Origin of the sequence: Mangrovimicrobium sediminis (assembly GCF_004745945.1) — a bacterium.
In the GTDB taxonomy this organism is placed as follows: Bacteria; Pseudomonadota; Gammaproteobacteria; order Pseudomonadales; family Halieaceae; genus Mangrovimicrobium; species Mangrovimicrobium sediminis.
Genome location: NZ_SRLE01000011.1, coordinates 217,702 through 237,852 on the forward strand (window position 1 = coordinate 217,702; position 20,151 = coordinate 237,852).

9 protein-coding genes are annotated in these 20,151 nt (G+C 58.4%); 6 read left to right on the plus strand and 3 right to left on the minus strand.

The window, feature by feature from the left end:
* Positions 1–904: 904 nt before the first annotated feature.
* Genes E4634_RS16165 through E4634_RS16175 form a run of 3 tightly spaced genes read right to left on the minus strand, consistent with a single transcriptional unit; the run spans position 905 to position 8,018 of the window.
* The gene (locus tag E4634_RS16165) at positions 905–4,723 is read right to left on the minus strand and encodes a DEAD/DEAH box helicase family protein (RefSeq protein WP_135445690.1); all 3,819 of its coding nucleotides are present in this window, start codon (positions 4,721–4,723) and stop codon (positions 905–907) included.
* Positions 4,720–6,747, minus strand: coding sequence for a phospholipase D family protein (locus E4634_RS16170; protein ID WP_135445691.1), 2,028 nt, complete (start codon positions 6,745–6,747; stop codon positions 4,720–4,722). Before E4634_RS16170 ends, E4634_RS16165 begins: the two co-directional genes overlap by 4 nt.
* Positions 6,735–8,018 carry a hypothetical protein gene (locus E4634_RS16175; RefSeq protein WP_206046915.1) on the minus strand — a complete coding sequence of 428 codons (1,284 nt, stop codon included), beginning with the start codon at positions 8,016–8,018 and terminating at the stop codon, positions 6,735–6,737. The genes E4634_RS16170 and E4634_RS16175 overlap by 13 nt, the downstream gene beginning before the upstream one ends.
* 514 nt (positions 8,019–8,532) lie before the next feature.
* Between E4634_RS16175 and E4634_RS16180 the strand changes: the two genes are divergently transcribed.
* From E4634_RS16180 to E4634_RS16205, 6 genes are all read left to right on the plus strand, one after another.
* On the plus strand, positions 8,533–11,475 hold the full coding sequence (locus E4634_RS16180) for a DEAD/DEAH box helicase (RefSeq protein ID WP_135445692.1): 2,943 nt from the start codon (positions 8,533–8,535) through the stop codon (positions 11,473–11,475).
* A 9-nt stretch (positions 11,476–11,484) separates the two neighbouring features.
* Positions 11,485–16,467: a DNA methyltransferase family protein gene (locus E4634_RS16185; protein WP_135445693.1), complete on the plus strand. Its 4,983-nt coding sequence runs from the start codon at positions 11,485–11,487 to the stop codon at positions 16,465–16,467.
* Between the two features lie 121 nt (positions 16,468–16,588).
* Complete coding sequence (locus E4634_RS16190) at positions 16,589–16,774, plus strand: hypothetical protein (protein WP_135445694.1); 186 nt, start codon at positions 16,589–16,591, stop codon at positions 16,772–16,774.
* Positions 16,775–16,886: 112 nt separating this feature from the next.
* Positions 16,887–18,500, plus strand: a complete 1,614-nt coding sequence (locus E4634_RS16195; RefSeq protein WP_135445695.1) for a hypothetical protein — start codon at positions 16,887–16,889, stop codon at positions 18,498–18,500.
* Between the two features lie 20 nt (positions 18,501–18,520).
* Positions 18,521–19,432 carry a DUF4433 domain-containing protein gene (locus E4634_RS16200; protein ID WP_135445696.1) on the plus strand — a complete coding sequence of 304 codons (912 nt, stop codon included), beginning with the start codon at positions 18,521–18,523 and terminating at the stop codon, positions 19,430–19,432.
* 1 nt (position 19,433) lies between these two features.
* The gene (locus E4634_RS16205) at positions 19,434–20,135 is read left to right on the plus strand and encodes a macro domain-containing protein (protein ID WP_135445697.1); all 702 of its coding nucleotides are present in this window, start codon (positions 19,434–19,436) and stop codon (positions 20,133–20,135) included.
* Positions 20,136–20,151 lie beyond the last annotated feature (16 nt).

Here is a 20,151-nt window from a genome sequence, read left to right on the forward strand (position 1 = left end):
CCAACGCCGGTGTCGGCTGAGTGCAATGCCGGATCGGCCTCAAGAAGGACCCACATGCCGGCCATATTGGATGTGTAACTGTCTACGAAGACATTGGCATTGGCCACGGTGGCGACGGGAGTGAGCCACTTCGCCATACAATGGTGGCAGGTCTGTACCTAGATCGAGTGCCTGGACCTGGAGTAGGTGACGGACGACCGACGCCTATCGGGGTCATATCCCGATTAGCAGAGCGTTTTCACCGTTATGCGTACTTTCTACAAAACGACCGCACAACCGGGCTTTGGGAACCGGACTCTACTTAGCTAAACGGGGTTGAGGTGTCAAGTGGCGAGGATGCTCAACCAAGATGATACTAACTCACGACTAATACTGGGGTATAGGCAGTCATCGGTTTGAGTATATGCCGCCCCTTGAGGTACTATCTTGCGCTCAAAAGCGTTGTCCTGACTCCCTGAGCTAGTAGGTGATATCGTGCTTCGTGTTGATGACGGTATGCATGGAAGGCTTTGCCAGTACCTACCTTGATGAAGCCCGGGGGCATGGGCGGCTGGATCCGGGGCTGGATTTTGGGACCACCATGGGACCACGCACGCGCCTTGTCATGCCACCCCACGCCCAGCTCAATTTCTAAGTCTTTGATTTTAAAGGCGTGGGAGGGCATTCGGTGGCGTCATTTTCGCCCTTTGTAGATTCGAATCCCTCGCTCTCCGCCATAAACAAAAAGGGCTGCCCATTTGGGCAGCCCTTTTTGTTTATGCGCAGGGCGCTGATTTCGCGCGGAATCTCCGGTTCGACAAAATGTGACTTCAGGTGCATTTTGGACTAGGAGCGTAGCGACGAAGCCCGCATTGAAGTCGGTATCTGTTGTTGGCGCCCAGATTGGAGAGTTTGTTGGCACTGCTTAATGCACGTCCTCTTGCCGCACTAGGAACTCGAGCCGGTCGGTCAAAACCGCCAACGTATAGGCGCAGTACATAAACTCCCGATACGACAGTCCTTCAACCGGGTGAATCGCGCGACCCATCAGGGAGTATTCATCGTCAAGGGCGAACTCGACGATATCGTTGTAGCGATTTCGCTCCCACGTCAGGCGGACGAGTTGCTCGACACTGAGGCAGCGAACCACTTCGGCTGAGGCTGCCTGGGCGAGGAAAATGCATCGCCCCTCTGCCTCAAAGATATTGATACAGTGGGTGCGAGACCAACTGTCTTCGCCGAACCTGAATTCGAGACCCAGACATCCGTTCGGCTTATACGTGGTCACGCTGGCTCGCCACTGACCGTAGTGACTGTTTCCTTCTTTGTTTGCCTGACGCCAGGCATCAGTGACGGTCTTCGAGGTTGGCATGGCGTAGTCGGCGGGGTTGTGGGGTCTGGCGAAACGCTCAAAGAAACGTGCGATCTCGCCTGCGCTGGTGAGCTGATCGTCGCCGACCAGCATTTCCGCATCGTGATGCAACTGGAAATGGCCAAGACTGGTCTCTGCTGCATAGGTCCGGTGGAACGTATTCCAGGAACGAATGACCATCTGCTCCTTTAGCTTGGCGAGAGTGGAAATTTCATCAAGCGTGATGGTCTCGTCAATGACTTCGGCACTGATCAATAGCTCACCACTGGAGCGCGCTGAACGCAGATTTACACGGACGTTGCGTGTCGGACCATCGGGATAGGAGAGATAGAGCCCCTCATTGCCGATGGCAGACTCACCAAAGTACTCCTTGAGTAAGGCTTCCAGATGCTGCCTTACCCGCTCCATGTGACTGCCCTGATTCCGGATATCCACCTCCCGGTTCAATCGAGACGACTTCTGGGTACAGATGGCCAGGTAGGGCGAGGTCAGGTGGTTGCGGATTTGATCCGGAATCGGGGAGGCGTCAATCATCTCACGCTCCGCCTCGATAATGTCACTCATGGGAGCCAGGCGTTCGCCGATCTTGTGCAGCGACTCAATGAAGGTATTCAGGTTGCGGCACAAGGCGCGGACCTGCAGGAATTCAATGCTTTCCTTCACGAAGGGGAAGCTGACCTGGATCAGGTCCTCGTCCGACACGGACTGGGCATCTTTCATTCCACGCAGGCGGCGCTGTGCCTTGGCGCCGACGCGGTCCACGCGTCCTGTTTTCTGCTCGATGCTGACCGGAGAGCCGGATAGCCCGTAGTGCACCACGCTGTCACAGAAGGTATGCAGGTCCTCGCCTTCCTGGAACACGTCCGTGCTGATCAGGGCCAGCGGGTAGCCCGGCATCCGGAATTTGCGCGCCTGGGCGGTGCGCAAGGCCACCGTTTCCCCGGTGGCGCCGATCACGGGTGCAATGGGGTTCAGGGCACGCGACAGGTGTATGCGATATTCCTCCCGATCCTTATCGTAGATCTCCGGTAGGTTGTTCTTGATGATCAAGTCCAGGTGCTGGGCGGTGTCGTAGAGCTCCCGGTACGTGCTGAAACTCGACTTATTGGACTGCTCGCGTAGGGCCTTGGCAAAGCTGTCCATCCACTTTGCACGGGTTGTGGCGGTCAGATTCGCCGTGCCGAGCTTGAGCCTGGCGAGATAGAGGTCGATTACGCCATGGCCGGTACGTAGGCACAGTGATACCAGATGTTTGTGAATCTCCAGTTTCTGCAAGGCTTCCGCTTGCGCCGCTGTGCCCTCCAACAGCTGGCCAAGAAGTGGTTCCAGGGCGGGGAACAGACTGTGTAGCAGATCAGCGTCGTGTAGGGCGCAATACAGTGTATGTGTGTTCAGCGCATCCTCCAGGCGATCCGGAGATATCTTCACTGGTTCTTTAACTTGCTCACGGGAGGCCAGGTGGTTCACCAACAGCATGAGTTCGGGCAGGTCGTGCTGCTCTGCGTACCAGTGCAGAAAGCCCAGCTGTGAAGCCTCGAAAAGTTCCAGCTGATTGTTGCGTAGCTGTCCTTTTGTGTATGTCGTGGCGAGCTTAGCGATAGTGTCGGCGTGCGCTACCAGTAGCTGTGCTAGCGCATCACCACGGAGTCGTGTCACTACTCGGGCCCAGTTGATTTCCAGCAGCGCCGAGATCACCTGGTTCTTGGCGGAAAGGCCTGCACGCATGGCCTCAGGCGTGGTGTAACTGTCATCGCCTTGTTTCAGGTAGGGCTCAGCCTCCGTGGGGCAAGCGCCGCGGAAGAACCAGGTGAAGAGCGTGTCATTCTTGGGGGGCTGCTGATCCTCCGCCTCGCCGGTGCTTCCCCCCTTGAAATCCCCACCGGAGATATCGTCCTCGCGCTGGGTACTCTGGCGTTCAAATTCCGCAACGAGGTTCTCCATGATCTCCCGTTGGGCGGGATAGCCTTTCAGGCTGTCGCGGATCGTGCCGGTGAGCCAGTCGGAGTAATGATCGTCCAGCTTGATCTTGAGCTCCTTGACGCTCTTGACTCGCCGCACAAAGACAATCTGCTTGCGGTTTTGCGTGAAGAGCTGCTCTGCCAGTCGCTGACAGACAATGTCCATTTTGGGGTGGGGCAGGGTGCGTCCGAGTTTGGCGTCAACATAACTGTCCTGGATAACCGCCACCACGTGCCGGTCTGCCGCATCGGTATGTTCCTTCTCGACGGATATGCCGTCGAATTCTACCGGGCCTGATTTGGCGGTCTCGGCATAGCTTTCGAAAGAAGCCAGCAGGCCCATCTGGAACGACGGTGAACCGCCTTGCTTGACCAGGGCTTCACCAACCTTTTTCTGTACCAGCGCGGTGACCAGCTTCTGTTCATCCGAGGCCAGTTCGATCTGCGCCCCGTCACCACTGCGCCGTTCCATGCGGTACATGTTCCGGGTGTGCGGTTGACCGGCGATTTGTAGTTCATTGAGCCGGCGCACCATGAAGCGTCGCAGGTGGTTTTCAATCTGCAGCGGATCATCGTTGGTGACCTCTGCCGGCAGTAGATGCTCGTCGCCTACAAGTTTAAGCTGGTTGCGCAATTGCTCGATATTACGGTCATAGGGCGTGGCGGAGAGTAGCAGTGCGCTTTTGACGCGGCGGTATCGGGCATTGCCCCGAAAGCCCAGGGCGGCTGATAAGACCTTGTTCCGGTCACTGCTTTCAAAGTCGTGCTTGAAGTTATGGGCCTCGTCGATCACCACCAGATCAAAGGTGGGCAGCACATAGTTCAAGGCTTCTGCGTAGACCTCCTTGACGGAATCCTTGGAACGGCGGTATTTGGCCATTCTCGCAGCGGGCAACAGCTCCCTCAGCTCCTCGAGTTTCGCTTCCCAGTAGCTCTCGTCTTCGTTGAGAGACAGGCTAAAGCTGCTCATACCGACAAAAATGTCGTTGTAATGGCCACGAGACAGGCTGTGCAGCAGTTCCGGCACATTGCGGCAACTGATCGATGGCGCCGCCGATCGCCCGTCCAGGGTCCGCACCCGGTAGTGGCTGACCCGTACATTGTCCTTGGCGAAGGCCCGGTACTCCCGGTTGTACCATTTCTCCTGCACGTTATTACTAGGGCAGATATAGAGTACCCGGAGCGTGGGATTGAAGTAACGCAGCAGGGCCACCACCCCGAGGGCCACATAGGTCTTGCCCATGCCGACCTCATCGGCCAGGTAGCCCATCCTGACCTCGGGATCGACGATCATGTTGTGTAGAGCTACCGCGCCTTCGAGCTGGAGCTGGCCAAGGCTGGCCAGCGACTCATCACCGCCGGTGAAATCGAGTATTTCACCGGCGGTCGCCAGGTCGAGCGGCCTGGCGCTCATGATTGATGGCCTCTAGCCGTGTAATTGGCGTAGAACTGTTTCTCGAACCAGTCGAAGAAGGCTTTGCGGCTGATACCGGGCCGAGGCTCAATGCGGATGGCGTCGCCGGTTTTCAACACCTTGATCGCCTGCCTGGTCCTGTCCAGATGTTTTTTGGTGGACTTGTCTTTGACGTATGCCGGTGTGGTGTAGATTTCCTGTACGCAGAGCAACATCAGGTAGGCGGTGACGCTGTCTAGCTTGGCCTCTTCGCCGCAAATGTGATCAATCAGGACAGGCAGGCTATCCATGCCGGTACCGCTCAGGTAATAGGCAAGCTGCTTCTGGTTGTCCGTCTCAACCAGCTCTCCGAGCCGTTTGTTGAAATGACGAAAGGCGTGAAAGATCTCCGCGTATTCACTGAAGAACTGTTTGACCACCAGGTCATCCGTGGGCCCGGTAAGGTCACCGGCTTCTCCCAGGTCCACCAGTTTGCGAATCATCTCGTTCAGGGCGATCTGTTCCCGGCGCTCAGGGGAGAGGTCTGCGTAGATCGCCATGATTTGCGCGGGCGTCAGATCCGGTATTTCCATGGGTTTATGGGTCCACCCGGTCTGTTGCAGCATCACCCGGTGGGACGGGAAGGGCTTGGCAGAGCGGGTATTTATACCGCTGACTTTGACTAAGGATCCATTGCGCAGCAGAGTCTCCAGAGCCGTGACTTCCCCCTCCCACTGGGTGCCTGATCCAGTGACAGCATACCCTTCTACTGCCGCGGACCCCTCAGGGGTAAGGATATTGATCGTATAGCCCTGGTTTTTCTCACAGGCGCCCCGCAGGCGCTGCTCAACCCAGTCATAGGCGAGTACGATCCGCGGTAAATCCGTGTCCTCATCGACCTCATTGCCAGGTGGCAGATCCAGGGCTTCGATGGGGTGAATATTGGCAAGTCGTTTTATCGGCTCGAGTAGTGGGCCTGCACGGTCGAGCTTGGTGAAAAAGCCCGCTTCGCTGTTGTCATACATTGCCTTGTGGGAGAAGTTGACTGAACCCACAAACAGCCAGGACTGCTTCCGGTTGTAGAAATGGTACATCTTCGCGTGGAGCCGACGGAACACTTGTCCTTTCGTACCCAGCTGTGTCGCGACCTCATCGCGCCAACGTGCCCAATGGAGATACTCCTCTGCGTTGATGCGCTCGAAATAGGCCGGAGTACACAGCGCATTGCCTTCCGCATCGAGCGGCAGCAGGATGTGTATCTCCTGAACGCCCAAGTCGTCGAAGAAGTCCGCCAGGTCATTCTCCGGATCTTCGGCGAAGAATGGCGAGATAATCTCCAGGGTCCAGTTGTTGTAGGTAAAGTTGTCTCGTGCCTGTTTGCGCAGGAAGTTGGGGAGGTTGTGCCGCTCCTTGTTGCGGTTAAGCTCATAGTAGGCGGCGGATGATGCATTCCTCGTGCTCCGACATTCGGTCAGGAAGAGTCCGATCCTGTCCAGTGCCGATGGATCCCCGCCGCCAGGCAGCTGGCGCTGAGCCTGTAGCCAGGTGACGTCGTCGCGTAACTGCTTGAGGAATTGCCGTGGAGCTTCATCCTGCCACAGTACCTCCCAATGCATGCATTCGATATTGTCCCACCAGCCAGCCCGGGTCAGGTTGTTCGAACCTGCGCCGACCAGCAGGCAGCGCCTTTCATAGTTGGGGTCGTAAACCAGTATCAGTCCCACCTTGGGGTGAAAGGCGTTGTTGCCCAGGTGCACACCGTGGAACAGGTACTCCATGGCAGGTGAGGTATTACCCTCCTGTCGGAATATCTTGAGATCAAAAAACACCTCCAGGGGGAGCCCGGTCGTACGCAGCTTCTCGCGAACCTGGAACTGTTTTACCCGTGCGTCGGAGGAGTAGGGGATGCTGCCCGGCAGTAACAGCGGGATCACCTCTAGCTCAAAAAACTCCGGCTCAAAGGTATAGGTGGTGAAGACGGCGGCCTCGACGGTACAGCCGTCCAGCAGTTCCCTGACCCGGTCCGAGACGACTATAGTTTCCATCCCGCCTCCAGGCCGTCGTTGGCCACGCGCATGTAGGAGTCGATGAAGTAGTCGTAATCCCAGGCACTCTCCAATTCCGCCTGGTTTTTCAGTTCCACGGTTTCGCTCGGGACTCTGACACGTAGGGTCCTCCCGCTTTCAACCTCCACCCACGGAGCACCACCGCGCTGTTCCATAACGGCGCTATTGAGCTGAAGTATCTGTTCCACAACGCGGGCCTGGTCGCCTCGATGGAGGGCATCAAGTATTTCGTTCAATGCCTCGCCGCGTGGTACCCCGGATAGGTCCAGCTCCCTTGGCAAATGATCGTACCTGTAGCGACCCTTCAGTTCCGAGAGGATGGTGTCGAGTGACTCTCCGTCTTTGCGGCGGCAGTAGTGGAAAATATTGTTGGCGGCGACCAGCAGCCGCTCAACATGCTCGATATCCGTGAGGTAGTCGGCGAGTCGGTCCAGCGTGGTGTGCTTTCTCAGTTCATCGATGAATCGCTGCAGAGTCATATTCCTGATACTGGAGCCCGCGATCTTTTGAGTAACGCGCCACACTTCAGCCTGGACCTCATGGCCAGGGTTGCCCGTCAGCAGAGCGTCCCGCAACGCTTCCCGGGCGGTACGGTTGTTGATGGCGCGGACGAAAGAGGAGGAATACGCATTGATTTCGTCGTCGCCAAAACGGGAGTTGCTTGTAAAAATTTCGATCAGTATATCCCGCTTGTTTTGCCCCAGCTTTCTTTCTATCTGACCGGCGATTTCTTGTCCGTGCGCCGTCAACTCGCGTCGCTCACCAGAGACAAGGCCCGTATCCCGTAGCGCCGTTGAGTAGAGACCCCAGAGTCCGTAGCTGGCCTGGTCACTCAGGATGAGTTGCCCGGCCCCGAGACCGAATGTAATGGCTCGGTTGGGATCCTCCAGGCGTTTTCTCACCCGGGTGATGCCCATGATTTTGTGGTCCCGACCCAGGAAGCGCAGATACCCGGCCAGTTGTTCATAGCGCAGGAACGACTCCTGAATTTTCAGGTAGCGCTCGTGCTCCGGGTAGTGGCTGTTCAGTTCATTGCACCACTTGAACCCAAGCAGGGCAGTGGCGAAATTTTCCAGTGAGGAGGTGATCGTTGTCAGGTTGCTGATGACGCGACGGCCGAAATAGGTCCACACCATCTCGAAGCCGAGGGGGTCGCGGGATCCCTTGGGTTTGGCTCTTTCATCCAGTAGTGTTAAAAAAGGCACGGCAGTACTTTTTATAGGTGGGCCATGTTCAAATGTAGCTCTCATTCCCTGCTACTTGTTGTGCAAGGGCGGCTATTTTCAAACGGGCACAAGTAATCGGTTTCAAATTTGTTCGCATTATAGGGTTGCCAATGTAGCCAACTGCAAATGCCTGCTTCACGGTTATGCGCGAAAACACGACTTGTATAAATAGCCAGTATCTGAATTGCGCCTTCCAGATGCTTCAATTGGCGGCGTAGCGTTCCAGTAGCTAGCGGTGCACGAGCCAGCTTCGCCGGTTGACGCCACAGCCTTGGTTTTCAGCACTACCGTGTTCCAGTGGGTGAATCAAGTGATGAGACTGATCGGACGCTAGCTTTGCGAATCACTGCACAGGCCTGGATTTTGTTAGTCATTGTAATCTTTTGAAATGTCCAATGGTCCTCCGGTTCTGGCATCATTACCGGCCAGCGAGCGCGAGTACTGGAATCGTCAAGATTGATTAAAAACTGTACTGGAAAGCGCGATCAAGGACGCTGCAGAACGCTAGAGCTGGCTAGTGATGGACGGAACCGACGACATGCAAAAACCTAGGCAAGACTGCCTGTATGCCCCTGGCGCCCGTGTCGTCATTCGCGACTGTGAGTGGGTCGTCCGTCGCGCCGATGCCTGCGATGACGGCGGCTACGTGCTCACCGTCGATGGCCTCTCCGAACTCGTCATTGGCAAGAGCGCCCAATTTTTAACCAGCCTCGAAGAAGCTGCCAACGCCATCCGCGTGCTCGACCCGGCCGAGACCCGCTTCGAGCAGGACCTCAGCCCCGGCTTCGAGAAGAGCCGCCTGTTCATCGAGACCCAACTGCGCCAGATTACCCCGGCTGACGACCGCATCCACCTCGGCCACAAGGCGGCCATGGACCCGGTGCCCTACCAACTGGACCCGGCCCTACAGGCGCTCAAACAGAACCGCCAGCGTATCCTCATTGCCGACGCCGTGGGCCTGGGCAAGACCCTGGAAGCCGGCATATTGGTGACTGAACTGATGCGCCGTGGCCGCGGCAAGCGCATACTGGTGCTCACCCTCAAGAGCATGATGACCCAGTTCCAGAAGGAGCTGTGGAACCGCTTCACCATCCCGCTTACCCGGCTGGACTCCCAGGGTTTGCAGCGGGTGCGCAATAACATCCCTGGCAACCACAATCCGTTCTATTACTACGACAAGTCGATCATCTCCATCGACACCCTCAAGCAGGACAACGAGTTTCGCCGCCACCTGGAGAGTGCCTACTGGGACATCATCGTCGTCGACGAGGCGCACAATGTGGCCGAGCGCGGCACCAGTTCCCAGCGCGCCAAGCTGGCACAGCTGCTGGCGGGCCGGTCCGATACCCTGATCATGCTCTCCGCCACGCCCCACGACGGCAAGGCCCGCTCCTTCGCCAGCCTGGTGAACATGCTGGACCCGACGGCCATCAGCGATCCCGACGACTACGCCAAAGAGGATTTCCGCGACAAGGGCCTGGTGATCCGCCGCTTCAAGAAAGACATTCGCGACCAGGTGCAGCAGGAGTTCAAGGAGCGGGTCGTCAACGACATCTACCTGGACGCCTCACCCGAGGAGGAGCTCGCTTACCAGGCCCTGCTGGAGGTGCCTTTCACCTACCGTGCAGAACACAGCGCCCGCGGCGAAAACACCGCCGAGCGCAACGGCCAGCTGGTGCGTATCGGCCTGCAGAAGGCCATCTTTAGCTCCCCGGCGGCAGCGTTGGTGTCCGTTCAGCAGCGCGTCAAAAAGCTTGAAAGCGGCGCCCAGCAAAGCGAGGCAGAGCGGGAGGAAATTCAAGCCCTGGAAGGTCTGCAACGGGCCCTGGGCAAGGTCATCCCGGCACACTTCAGCAAATACCAGTCCCTGCTCAAGCTACTCAAGAGCACAGACTTCGGCTGGAAGAAATCCAACGCCGAAGATCGCTTGGTGATCTTCAGCGAGCGCATCGAGACCCTGAAGTGGCTCTACGAACGCATGGGCACGGATCTCAAGTTGAAGGAAAGTGCTATGAAGATTCTCCATGGCGGCAGGAGCGATATTGAACAACAAGAGATCGTGGAGGCCTTCGGCAAATCCGAATCCCCGCTGCGCGTGTTGTTGTGCTCCGACGTGGCTTCGGAAGGCATCAACCTGCACTACCTCTCCCACCGCCTGGTGCATTTCGACCTCCCCTGGTCGCTGATGGTATTCCAGCAACGCAACGGCCGGGTGGACCGCTACGGCCAGGAACAGACGCCGATCATCACTTACCTCATCACCCGCAGTGACAACCCCACGGTGAAGGGTGACCAGCGCATCCTGGAAATTCTTAAGGACAAGGACGAGCAGGCCTACCGGAACATCGGCGACCCGGCCACCTTCATGAAGGTACACGATGCGCAGGCGGAGGAAGAGCTGACGGCCGAGGCCATGGCCGCGGGTACTGATGCCGAAACCTTCGACCAGCAGTACCAACCGGACGACAGCAACGACGGCGACGACCTGCTTGCCCTGTTCCTCAACCCGGATGCCGCACAGCCCAAATCCCGGGCTGAAAGCGAACAGCAAACCGTAGACCGGTACAGCCTGTTCCCCAGCGATTTTGAGTTTGCCCGCCAGGCCCTGCAAGCTCTCAACCGCGAACGCAAACAGGTCAACTTCAGTTTCAACGAAGCGCAAGACACGCTCACCCTCACGCCCCCGGACGACCTCGACTACCGTTTCCGCTTCCTGCCGCCGGAAATCCGCCCGGATACCGGCAGCCTGGTACTAACGGCAGACCGGCGGCGTTTTGAGGAGGAAATCCGCCGCAGCCGGCAGGACGAGAACGCCTGGCCCAAGCTGCACTATCTCTGGCCCCAGCACCCGGCTATCCAGTGGCTGCAGGACAGGCTGCTGGCCCAGGTGGCCCGCCACAGCGCGCCGGTGCTGGTGCTGCCGGATACCCCGCAGGTGAACGCCGCGCTGGCGCCGGGAGAATCGGTGTTCCTGGTCAGCGGCCTGATCCCCAACCGCAAAGCCCACCCGGTGATCTGGGAGTGGTTCGCTGTGCGCTGTGGGGCAGGGCAGGTCGCCGAGGTACAGCCCGCGGAGGACTGGCTGCGCCAGTTACAGCTGGACGACCGCCTGCCCAACCGCGCCCAGCCGGTGGATATCAGTGGCCTGGAAGCCCTGCGCCAGCCGGTGATCGACAGCGTAAGGGCGGAAATGGCCCAGCGCCAGGCGGATTTCGTCGCCACCCACCAGCCTGAGTTGGAGCGGCAACTCGCAGATTTGCAGTCCTTGCAGGACCGCCAGGAGCGACAACTCGAAATGCAACTGGCCCGTTCCGAGCAGGCAGAGAACTTCAAGACTTCCCGTCGGGAAATGCGCCTCAAGCATATCGAGAGAGTGTTCCAGGAATACCAGGTCTGGGTGCGCGATACCCTGACCATCGAGCCACAGCCCTATATCCAGATCATCGCCGCGTTTACTCGTGGCAACGGCAGCGGGGCATAAGGAATCACGATGGCCGTCCAGGACACAGCCGCCACCTTCATTGGCCTCAGCAACGAGAATGAGTTCTTTAGCCCCCACTATCTGGCCGAGGTGTTCCAGGGTGATTTCGCCGACACCATCGCCGAATGGGAGAGCAGGGAAGCCCAGGCAGAGGCTTACACCTCCCCGCACCGCGCCCTGCGCAACCTGCACCAGGCCTACTTCGCCCTGCGGCAAAAACTCAAGAGCGAGCGCAGCGCCACCGAGCGCATCCGCTTGCAACGGGATTTCTTCAAGGAACTGATGCAGGCCCTGGGCATCTCTTGGCAACCGGAAAACCGTGAGGTGGCTCCTAACACGGAACTGCCAGTCCTAGCCGCCCTGGGCGACCAGCTCTGGGTACTGGGCGCACTGGACCCGGACAACGAGGGCGAAGACCCGCTCACCCTCACATTGAACCGCGAGCAGTTTATCGGCCCCGGCCCTCACCACGACACCCTGAAGAACAAGGACTGGTACGCCATCCTCAACGAGGCCCTGTTCCGCCAGCCCAACCCGCCGCGCTGGGTGCTGTTGCTGAGCGACCGCCAGGGCCTGCTGATAGACCGCTACAAGTGGTCGCAGAACCGCCTGCTGCGTTTCGACTGGGAGGAAATCCTCGGCCGCCGCGACGACAAGACCCTGAAGGCCACCGCCGTGCTGTTGCACCGGGAGAGCCTGGCGCCGGAAGAGGGCCAGTGCCGCCTCGACAACCTGGACGAGAACAGCCACAAGCACGCCTTCGCCGTCTCCGACGACTTGAAATACGCCTTGCGCCAGGCCATCGAACTGCTCGGCAACGAGGCCGCCGGGCAGCTCATCGAGCAGGCCCGCGAGCGCAAGGAGGGCATCTACAGCGGCCAGAACGCCCTGGACCCGGACCAGCTCTCCCGCGAATGCCTGCGCTACATGTACCGCCTGCTTTTCCTGTTTTACATCGAGGCGCGGCCGGAGCTGGGCTACCTGCCCACCGCGGACGACACTTGGCGCCTGGGCTACAGCCTCGACAGCCTGCGCGACCTGGAAATGGTGCGCCTCACCACCGAGGCCAGCCGCCAGGGCCACTACTTCCACGACAGCCTGCAGCGCATGTTCACCCTGGTCTACAGTGGTTACGCTCCCGCCCGCCAGGCCGACCACACCCACGCGAGCAGTGCCAACGCCTTCACCCTGCAGGGGCTGGACAGCCACCTGTTCGACCCGGCCAGAACGCCGCTGCTGAACCGCGTGGTGTTCAGCAATGCCACCCTGCAGCAGGTTGTGCAGTCCATGTCCCTCACGCGGTCGCAGAAAGGCAAGCGGCGCCGGGGCAGGGTGAGCTATACCCAGCTCGGCATCAACCAGCTCGGCGCGGTGTACGAAGCCCTGCTAAGTTACCGTGGCTTCTTCGCCACCGAGGATCTGTACGAGGTAGCGCCCAAGGGCAAGAACATTGAGCCGGACGCGCTGGAAACCGGCTACTTCGTTACTGCCGCACAGCTCGAGGACTTTCACCAGGACGAGCGCGTACATGACCTTGTGGATGGCAGGAAGAGTCTGCGCCTGCACCCAAAAGGCAAGTTTATCTACCGCATGGCCGGGCGCGACCGGGAGAAGTCCGCCAGCTACTACACCCCGGAGGTGCTCACCAAGAGCCTGGTGAAATACACCCTGAAGGAACGCCTGACCGACGACGTGAGCGCGGACGACATTCTGCAGCTCACCGTCTGCGAGCCCGCCATGGGCAGCGCGGCCTTCTTGAACGAGGCGGTCAGCCAGCTCGCCGAGGCTTACCTCACCCGCAAGCAGCAGGAACTGGGCAAGCGCGTCCCCCACGAGGATTACCAGCGCGAACTGCAGCGTGTGAAGATGCATATCGCCGACCACAACGTGTTTGGGGTGGACCTGAACCCCATCGCCGTGGAACTGGCGGAAGTCTCGCTGTGGCTTAACGCCCTGTCCGGCGGTTACAGCGTGCCCTGGTTTGGCTACCAGCTCTTTACAGGTAACAGCCTGATTGGCGCCCGGCGTGAAGTCTATTCTCAAAGCACGCTGAAAAAGCAGCCCAAGGAAGGCTTGTGGTACAGCAATGCGCCGCGTCGGTTGGCGCCGGAAACCCTGCTGGGCGTGGAGGGTGAGGGCGGCCGTAGATCCAACGAGATTTACCACTTCCTCCTTCCCGACCCCGGCATGGCCGGCTACAACGACAAGGTCGCCAAGCAACTCCGCCCCGAGGCCTTCGCCAAAATCAAGGCCTGGAAAAAGTCCTTCTGTGCTCCCCTGGACGACGGCGAAATCCGTACCCTCCAGTTCCTCAGTGACGCGGTCGACAAACTCTGGCGCGAACACACCCAGGTGCTGGCCCAGGACCGCCAGCGCACCGAGGACGCCTACCCCCTCTGGGGCCAGGAGAGCGTGGAAGAGCGCCACACCAGCACCCACGAAAAAGACGCCATCCGCAGTCGCGGCATCTTCAACACCAATGCCAGGCTGGCCTCGCCCTACCGCCGCCTGAAACTGGCGATGGACTACTGGTGCGCCCTCTGGTTCTGGCCGCTGGACAAGGTTGCGCAACTACCGGACCGGCAAAAGTGGCTGATCGACCTGAACACCATCCTCAACAGCGCCGGCACATTCGACTTCGCACCGGAGCAGGAGGGGCTGTTTGCGGCCAACGAGGAAACCGAAGCTACTGCTGATACAGAGGATAGCGCGCGCTACTCGGAGCCCGCCTTCGCCGAACCCCAGGACGATATGTTCGGAGCGCAGGATGCCCAGCTTGAAATGCGTGCGGAAGCTCTCGCCGTGCGCGATGTGAGCAACCAGCGCGGTGAACTTAACCTGGAGAAGCTGTTCCGGAATCCTTTCTTCGCCACGCTGGATATCGCTAACCAGTTGGGCGAGCAGTATCGCTTCTTTCACTGGGAGCTGGCCTTTGCCGATATCTTCGCCGGCCGTAGCGGCTTTGATATCACGCTGGGGAACCCGCCATGGCGCAAGGTGGAGTGGCAGGAGGGCGGCGTGCTGGGGGATTACAACCCGGCCTTCGTGTTGCACGGATTAAGTGCCAAGCAATTGACTGAGCAGCGGGAGGCCGCATTCGAGCGCGGCCCGGAGGTGGAGGCGGCGTGGTTCGCTGAGCTGGCGGAGGCGGAGGGTTCGCAGGGATTCCTCAATGCTACCCAGAACTACCCGCAATTGAAGGGCGTGCAGACCAATCTCTACAAGTGCTTCTTGCCGCGCGCTTGGGCCAATGTGAATGGGCGGGGAGTGAGCGGCTTTCTGCATCCGGAGGGGATCTACGATGATCCCAAGGGAGGGAGGCTACGACGGGCGGTGTATCCGCGCTTGCGGCAGCACTTCCAGTTTCACAATGAGATGGACTTGTTTGCCGAAGTGCACCACGCCACTATCTATAGCGTTAACGTCTACGGCCCTGCGCACGAAAAACCGAGCTTCAACCATCTCGCGAATCTGTTTATCCCATCTACAGTAGACACCTCCTTCGCCCATGCAGGGCAGGGACAGGTACCGGGCATCAAGGAGGAAATCGAGGCAGCCAATGGGGCTGTAAAAACCATCTGGAACACAAACGGTCACCGCGACCGCATTATTGAAATCGGTGAACACGAACTCGCCCTCTTCGCTCAGCTCTACGACGAGACCGGCACCGACGCATTGGAGGCCCGACTGCCGGCCTTGCATGCGCGCCCGTTGATCAACGTGCTGGAGAAATTTGCCGCCCAGCCGCGACGGCTGGGGGACATGAAAGGGCAGTATTTTTCGACGGTGATGTTTGACGAAACTAACGCTCAGCGTGATGGCACAATCAAGCGGAATACCAGCTTCCCAAACAGTTCGGAGGAGTGGATACTCTCCGGTCCCCACTTCTTCGTCGGCAGTCCGTTCTACAAAACACCGCGGGCGGAGTGCATGCAGAACAGCCACTACGACATCCTCGACCTGCAAACTCTGCCCGACGACTACCTGCCGCGCACCAACTACGTTCCCGCCTACGATCCCGGTATCTACCGCGATCGAACACCGCGGGTGCCGTGGGTTGACGAGGGAGAAAATCGTGAGAGATTGGTGACGGACTACTATCGAGTGGTACTCCGGGCGATGCTTCCACCGGCTAACGAGCACACTTTATTTGGCGCTCTTTTTCCTCCGGGGCCTGGGCATACAAATGGTTGTCGGAGTTACGTTTTTGCGCGGAATCGAGAGCAAGAGCTAGCTACGCTTGCCGCTCAAGTATCATCTATTCCCTTTGATTTTCTTATTAAAAGCACTGGGCGCACCAATCTCCACCAGATGCTCGATGATTATCCGCTTCTGGAAAGTAGCTCCTCCCTGATCTTGCGGCTTTTGATTTCATCTGCTTTGACCGAGGATTATGGCGACCTCTGGCAATCTATATGGACGGGGAACTTTCGCCAACAACACTGGGGCGCCGCTGTAACCATTCCCGATAGCGTCTTGCCCCTCGACTTCTTCGCCAACCTCACACCGCAATGGCAACGCAACAACGCGCTGCGCAGCGACTATCCCCGCCGCCAGGCTCTGGTGGAAATCGACGTCCTCGTCGCCCAGGCCCTAGGCCTCACCCTGGACGAACTGCTCACCATCTACCGTGTGCAGTTCCCTGTGATGCGCCAGTACGAGGCAGATACCTGGTACGACCAGCGCGGTCGTATCGTCTTTACCCCCAGCAAGGGTCTGGTCGGCGTCGGCCTGCCGCGCAAGGCCCGCCCGTCGGATTTGAGGGACGGCATTCACTACGCCATCCACAGCCCCGGGCGCGAGGAAAGTGGCATCGCCCTGGGTTGGGAAGACGTCCAGCACATGGTAGGCGGCGTCGTCAGCAGGACTTTCATGGATGACACTCTTCCGGGCGGACCCACCGAGCGCACCGTCGAGTATCACGCGCCATTCTTCAAGCCAGATCGCGAGCAGGACTATAAGGTGGCGTGGGAGATATTCAGCCGTGCCTGAAACTACGACAAGGAACTGTCCCTGGGGATATTCCTGCAAGAAAAAATGGAGTGATCTGCAGCCAACCCGGGACGAGGGAGTGCGGTTCTGCAGTGACTGCCAGAAGGAGGTTTTCTGGGTCGTGGACAAACGAGAACTGGCGGAAAATGTGCTTCTCAATCGATGCGTCTGCTTCAACGCCTCACTATTGAAATACGGATCGGACGATGGAGAGCAGGTGACTATGGTCGGCCTGGTTGCGCCGTCGTACCTGGGCAGAAGTGCATCGAGTGAAACGGGCGACTTTGATGATGATATTCCGTATTAGCAATCTGGCGACTTGCCAGAGTTCGGCGAGATGGAACATCAAAGCAGGGTAGTACGGCATTCCGAGATCAACTGAGGGAGTTGACTCGAAGTGTTGCCAAAGGAATGAGCCAATGGACTGGAAATCGATAGCGGAAAAATCGGTACACGCCGTGCGCGAGGCCAGGCGCTCGCTGGATGAGCTTGCCGATAGCGATACAGCGAAAGCAGCCGCAAATGCCGGCAAAGCTTACCTGAGAAAAGGCAAGCAGGTGACCGTCGATGCGCTGGGCAGTGAGTTTGCACAGGGTGTAAAGCAGCGAAGTATCGACGCGGGCGAGACAGTTCGGCGTGGGGCGAATAGTGCGGGTGAGTGGGCCCGGGACAAGTGGACAGATGCCACGGCAGAGACCGATGTGCACAACTGGTATGCGCGCACCGCCGACGCCTGCGAACAAAATGCCGATGCTCTCCAGGGCACACAGGACGGAGTATCCGGGCGCTTGAGCCGTGGCGTGGCAGCCAAGCTGGGCGCGGTAAGCACCTCCGCTGGAATATTTTCTGTCGCTTCGCTGATTGGCACGGCCAGCACCGGAACGGCAATCGGCACGTTGTCTGGTGCAGCGTTTACCAGTGCGTCCCTCGCCTGGCTGGGAGGCTCGGTAGTGCTCGGTACCGCCATCCTCGGCGTGGCGAGCCTGGCAGGCGGTATCGGTGCTGCGCTGGGTACAGCATGGGCGGCGAAGAAGTATGTATACGGCCAGGCGCGAAAGCCAGAGGAGCTGACCGAGCAGGAGCGCAAAGCGGTGGACGCCTGCATGGCGCTGGCGATTGCCTTTCGCAAGCAGGCGGAGGCCGGTAAGCCCGTAGACCCCGTCAGCGCCAGCTACCTCGAGCGTGAAGCACTGCAACCACTTTGTGACCTACTGGATGAAATTCAGCACACGGACACGGGCCGGCCGCTACCCGCAAGAAAGCGCTGCGAGCGTGCAGCCCGCAAGCTGTCTGAGCTGACCCGGCAGTTGCGCGACTGGTCGCAGGACCACCCGAATATCACCACCGGTGTTGTGTCTGTAGTTTTCCTTCGCCTGCTGGCGGACGACCTCGGCGAATTCACTGGGCAGGAGCAGCTGGTGCTGGAAGCGCTACGCCGCAGCAACGGTGTACTGGCTGACGCCAGCGAAGAAGAGCTTGCAGAGTATGTTCAGGGCCTGGATGCGGACCAATTGCCGGGCTTGCAGAACAACGTCAAAGGCATCTACCACGAGCTCCGGTTCGCCCAGGCCGAGAACACAGACGGCGACAAGTACACCGCCGAACTCTTCGAGGCCACCAATCACTCCGGTTCAGACGTGCGCATTACCAACCTCGAAACGGGCGAAATCCATGAGGTTCAGCTGAAGGCCACGAACTACGCGCACGCTATACAGGCGCACAACGAGCGATACGATTCAATCGACGTGCTTGCGACCTCGGAAGTCGCCGAGGCGACGCCGGGTGTGGATTCCTCCGGATTCAGCAACGCCGAGCTGAAGCAAGATGTGGAAGGCGTTACGGATCAACTGGACGGATGGTATGACCCCGGCGTGCTGGACAGCATGGCAGTGGCCGGCACCGTGGCGCTGGCTAGAAATGTCGGCGTGTTGTTGAAGGGCAAGGAGTCATCGATTGAAGAGCGGCGCAGCCTGGTGAAAGACGGAGCGCAGTCTGCCGGGGTGGCGGGGCTGTTTTCACTGGTGTTGTCCTGATACCTAAGGAATATCTGAACATGGAATGGATAATTGGGTTCCTGATACTGGGAGGACTTTCAGTTCTTTTCGATACCAGTAAATCTGGCCAGACTGAACTTCGTCGTGAACACGCGGCGACACCACAGTCACCACCACCCGCACCATCTTCTCCTCCCGCTGAATCGTTGGTTCGAAAGGTCGAACCTGTTGTACGGGGGGCTACTGTAGAGGCCAGCGGTTCGTCGTCCAACCGCGGAAGTCGCTCTGATAATCGAAGCGTTGAGGACTGGGATGAGTGGCTGGGTGAGAACTGGGGCAAGGCCGAAACGTGGGAAAGCCCGGAGTTTTTACAAGCTAGGTCACTTTTGAATGCAAAAGGTGTTACCGCCTTCTGGCACATGACACACAGGGACAATGTCCGAAATATTCTCGATCAGGGAATTCTGAGCCATAGCGAGGCACGCAAAGCGCACAAAATCGTCGATATCTCTGACGCGAGTGTGCAGCAACGCCGCACTGCAGCAGAGCCGATATTTGGCAGATGTTTGCACGATTATGCGCCGCTATACGTCAATCCACGCAATCCGATGCTGTTTCGATTGCAAGATCTGAACAACAGTTTATGTCTGCTGGAGATATCGCTCGACGTATTGCGCGATACCGGAAGCAGAGATCTGATTTATACGGACGGAAATGCTGCCTCAGGCGCGACAAATTTCTTCTCGGGTATGGAAGGCTTCGACAATCTACCTTGGGACGTATTGATGGCGGAGTACTGGAACGACAAGGAAGACGGCAAGCGCAAGCGCTGTGCTGAAGTGTTGATTCACCCAAAAGTCGCCAAGCGGCATATATCGGCTATTCACTGCTACTCGCGACAGTTGGCCCAGGAGTTAGGCGGCATTTATGGCAATGTAAGGTTCAATCCATCTACGTTTTTCGGGGGTTAGAGTGCCGCTAGAAATTCTCACAGGCAATATATTCACCAGCCAGTGCCAGACGTTGGTCAATACGGTCAATTGTGTTGGTGTGATGGGAGCTGGTATCGCATTGGAGTGTCGGCTCCGTTACCCGGCAATGTATGAAAAGTACGTCTCGATGTGCCAGAAAAGGCAGCTGGATATTGGCTTGCTGTGGCTCTACAAGTCTGAGCAGAGGTGGGTATTGAATTTCCCGACCAAGAAGGACTGGAAGCACCCCTCCAAAGAGGGGTATCTGCGCCGTGGCCTAACAAAGTTCGTAGAGACCTACGCCGATAAAGGGATCACATCGATAGCGTTTCCTTTGCTGGGAGCAGACAAAGGTGGAATTCCGAAAGAAACCAGTCGGGCCATTCTCCGGGAGTACCTGGAAGGCCTGGATATTTCCGTTGAAATCTACCAATACGATCCGCTTGCGCAGGACGAAGTGTTTGACACATTTAGAGACTGGCTACTGAGCACGGGTAGTGATCAGGCATGTGCGCTGAGCGGCATCAGGAGACCCCAGATGCACGCATTGATGGATGGGGTAAGTAACCCAGCCATTTGCCAGGTCAATCAGTTACTGAGTGTTAAGGGAATTGGTTTGGGAACGGTTGAAAAAGTGTTCCACCTTGCGATGAACAAGGACGAAAGCTCGAACCATCCTGGCTCGATCCCGTTGTTTGAGTAGCTGTTCGAGCCATGTC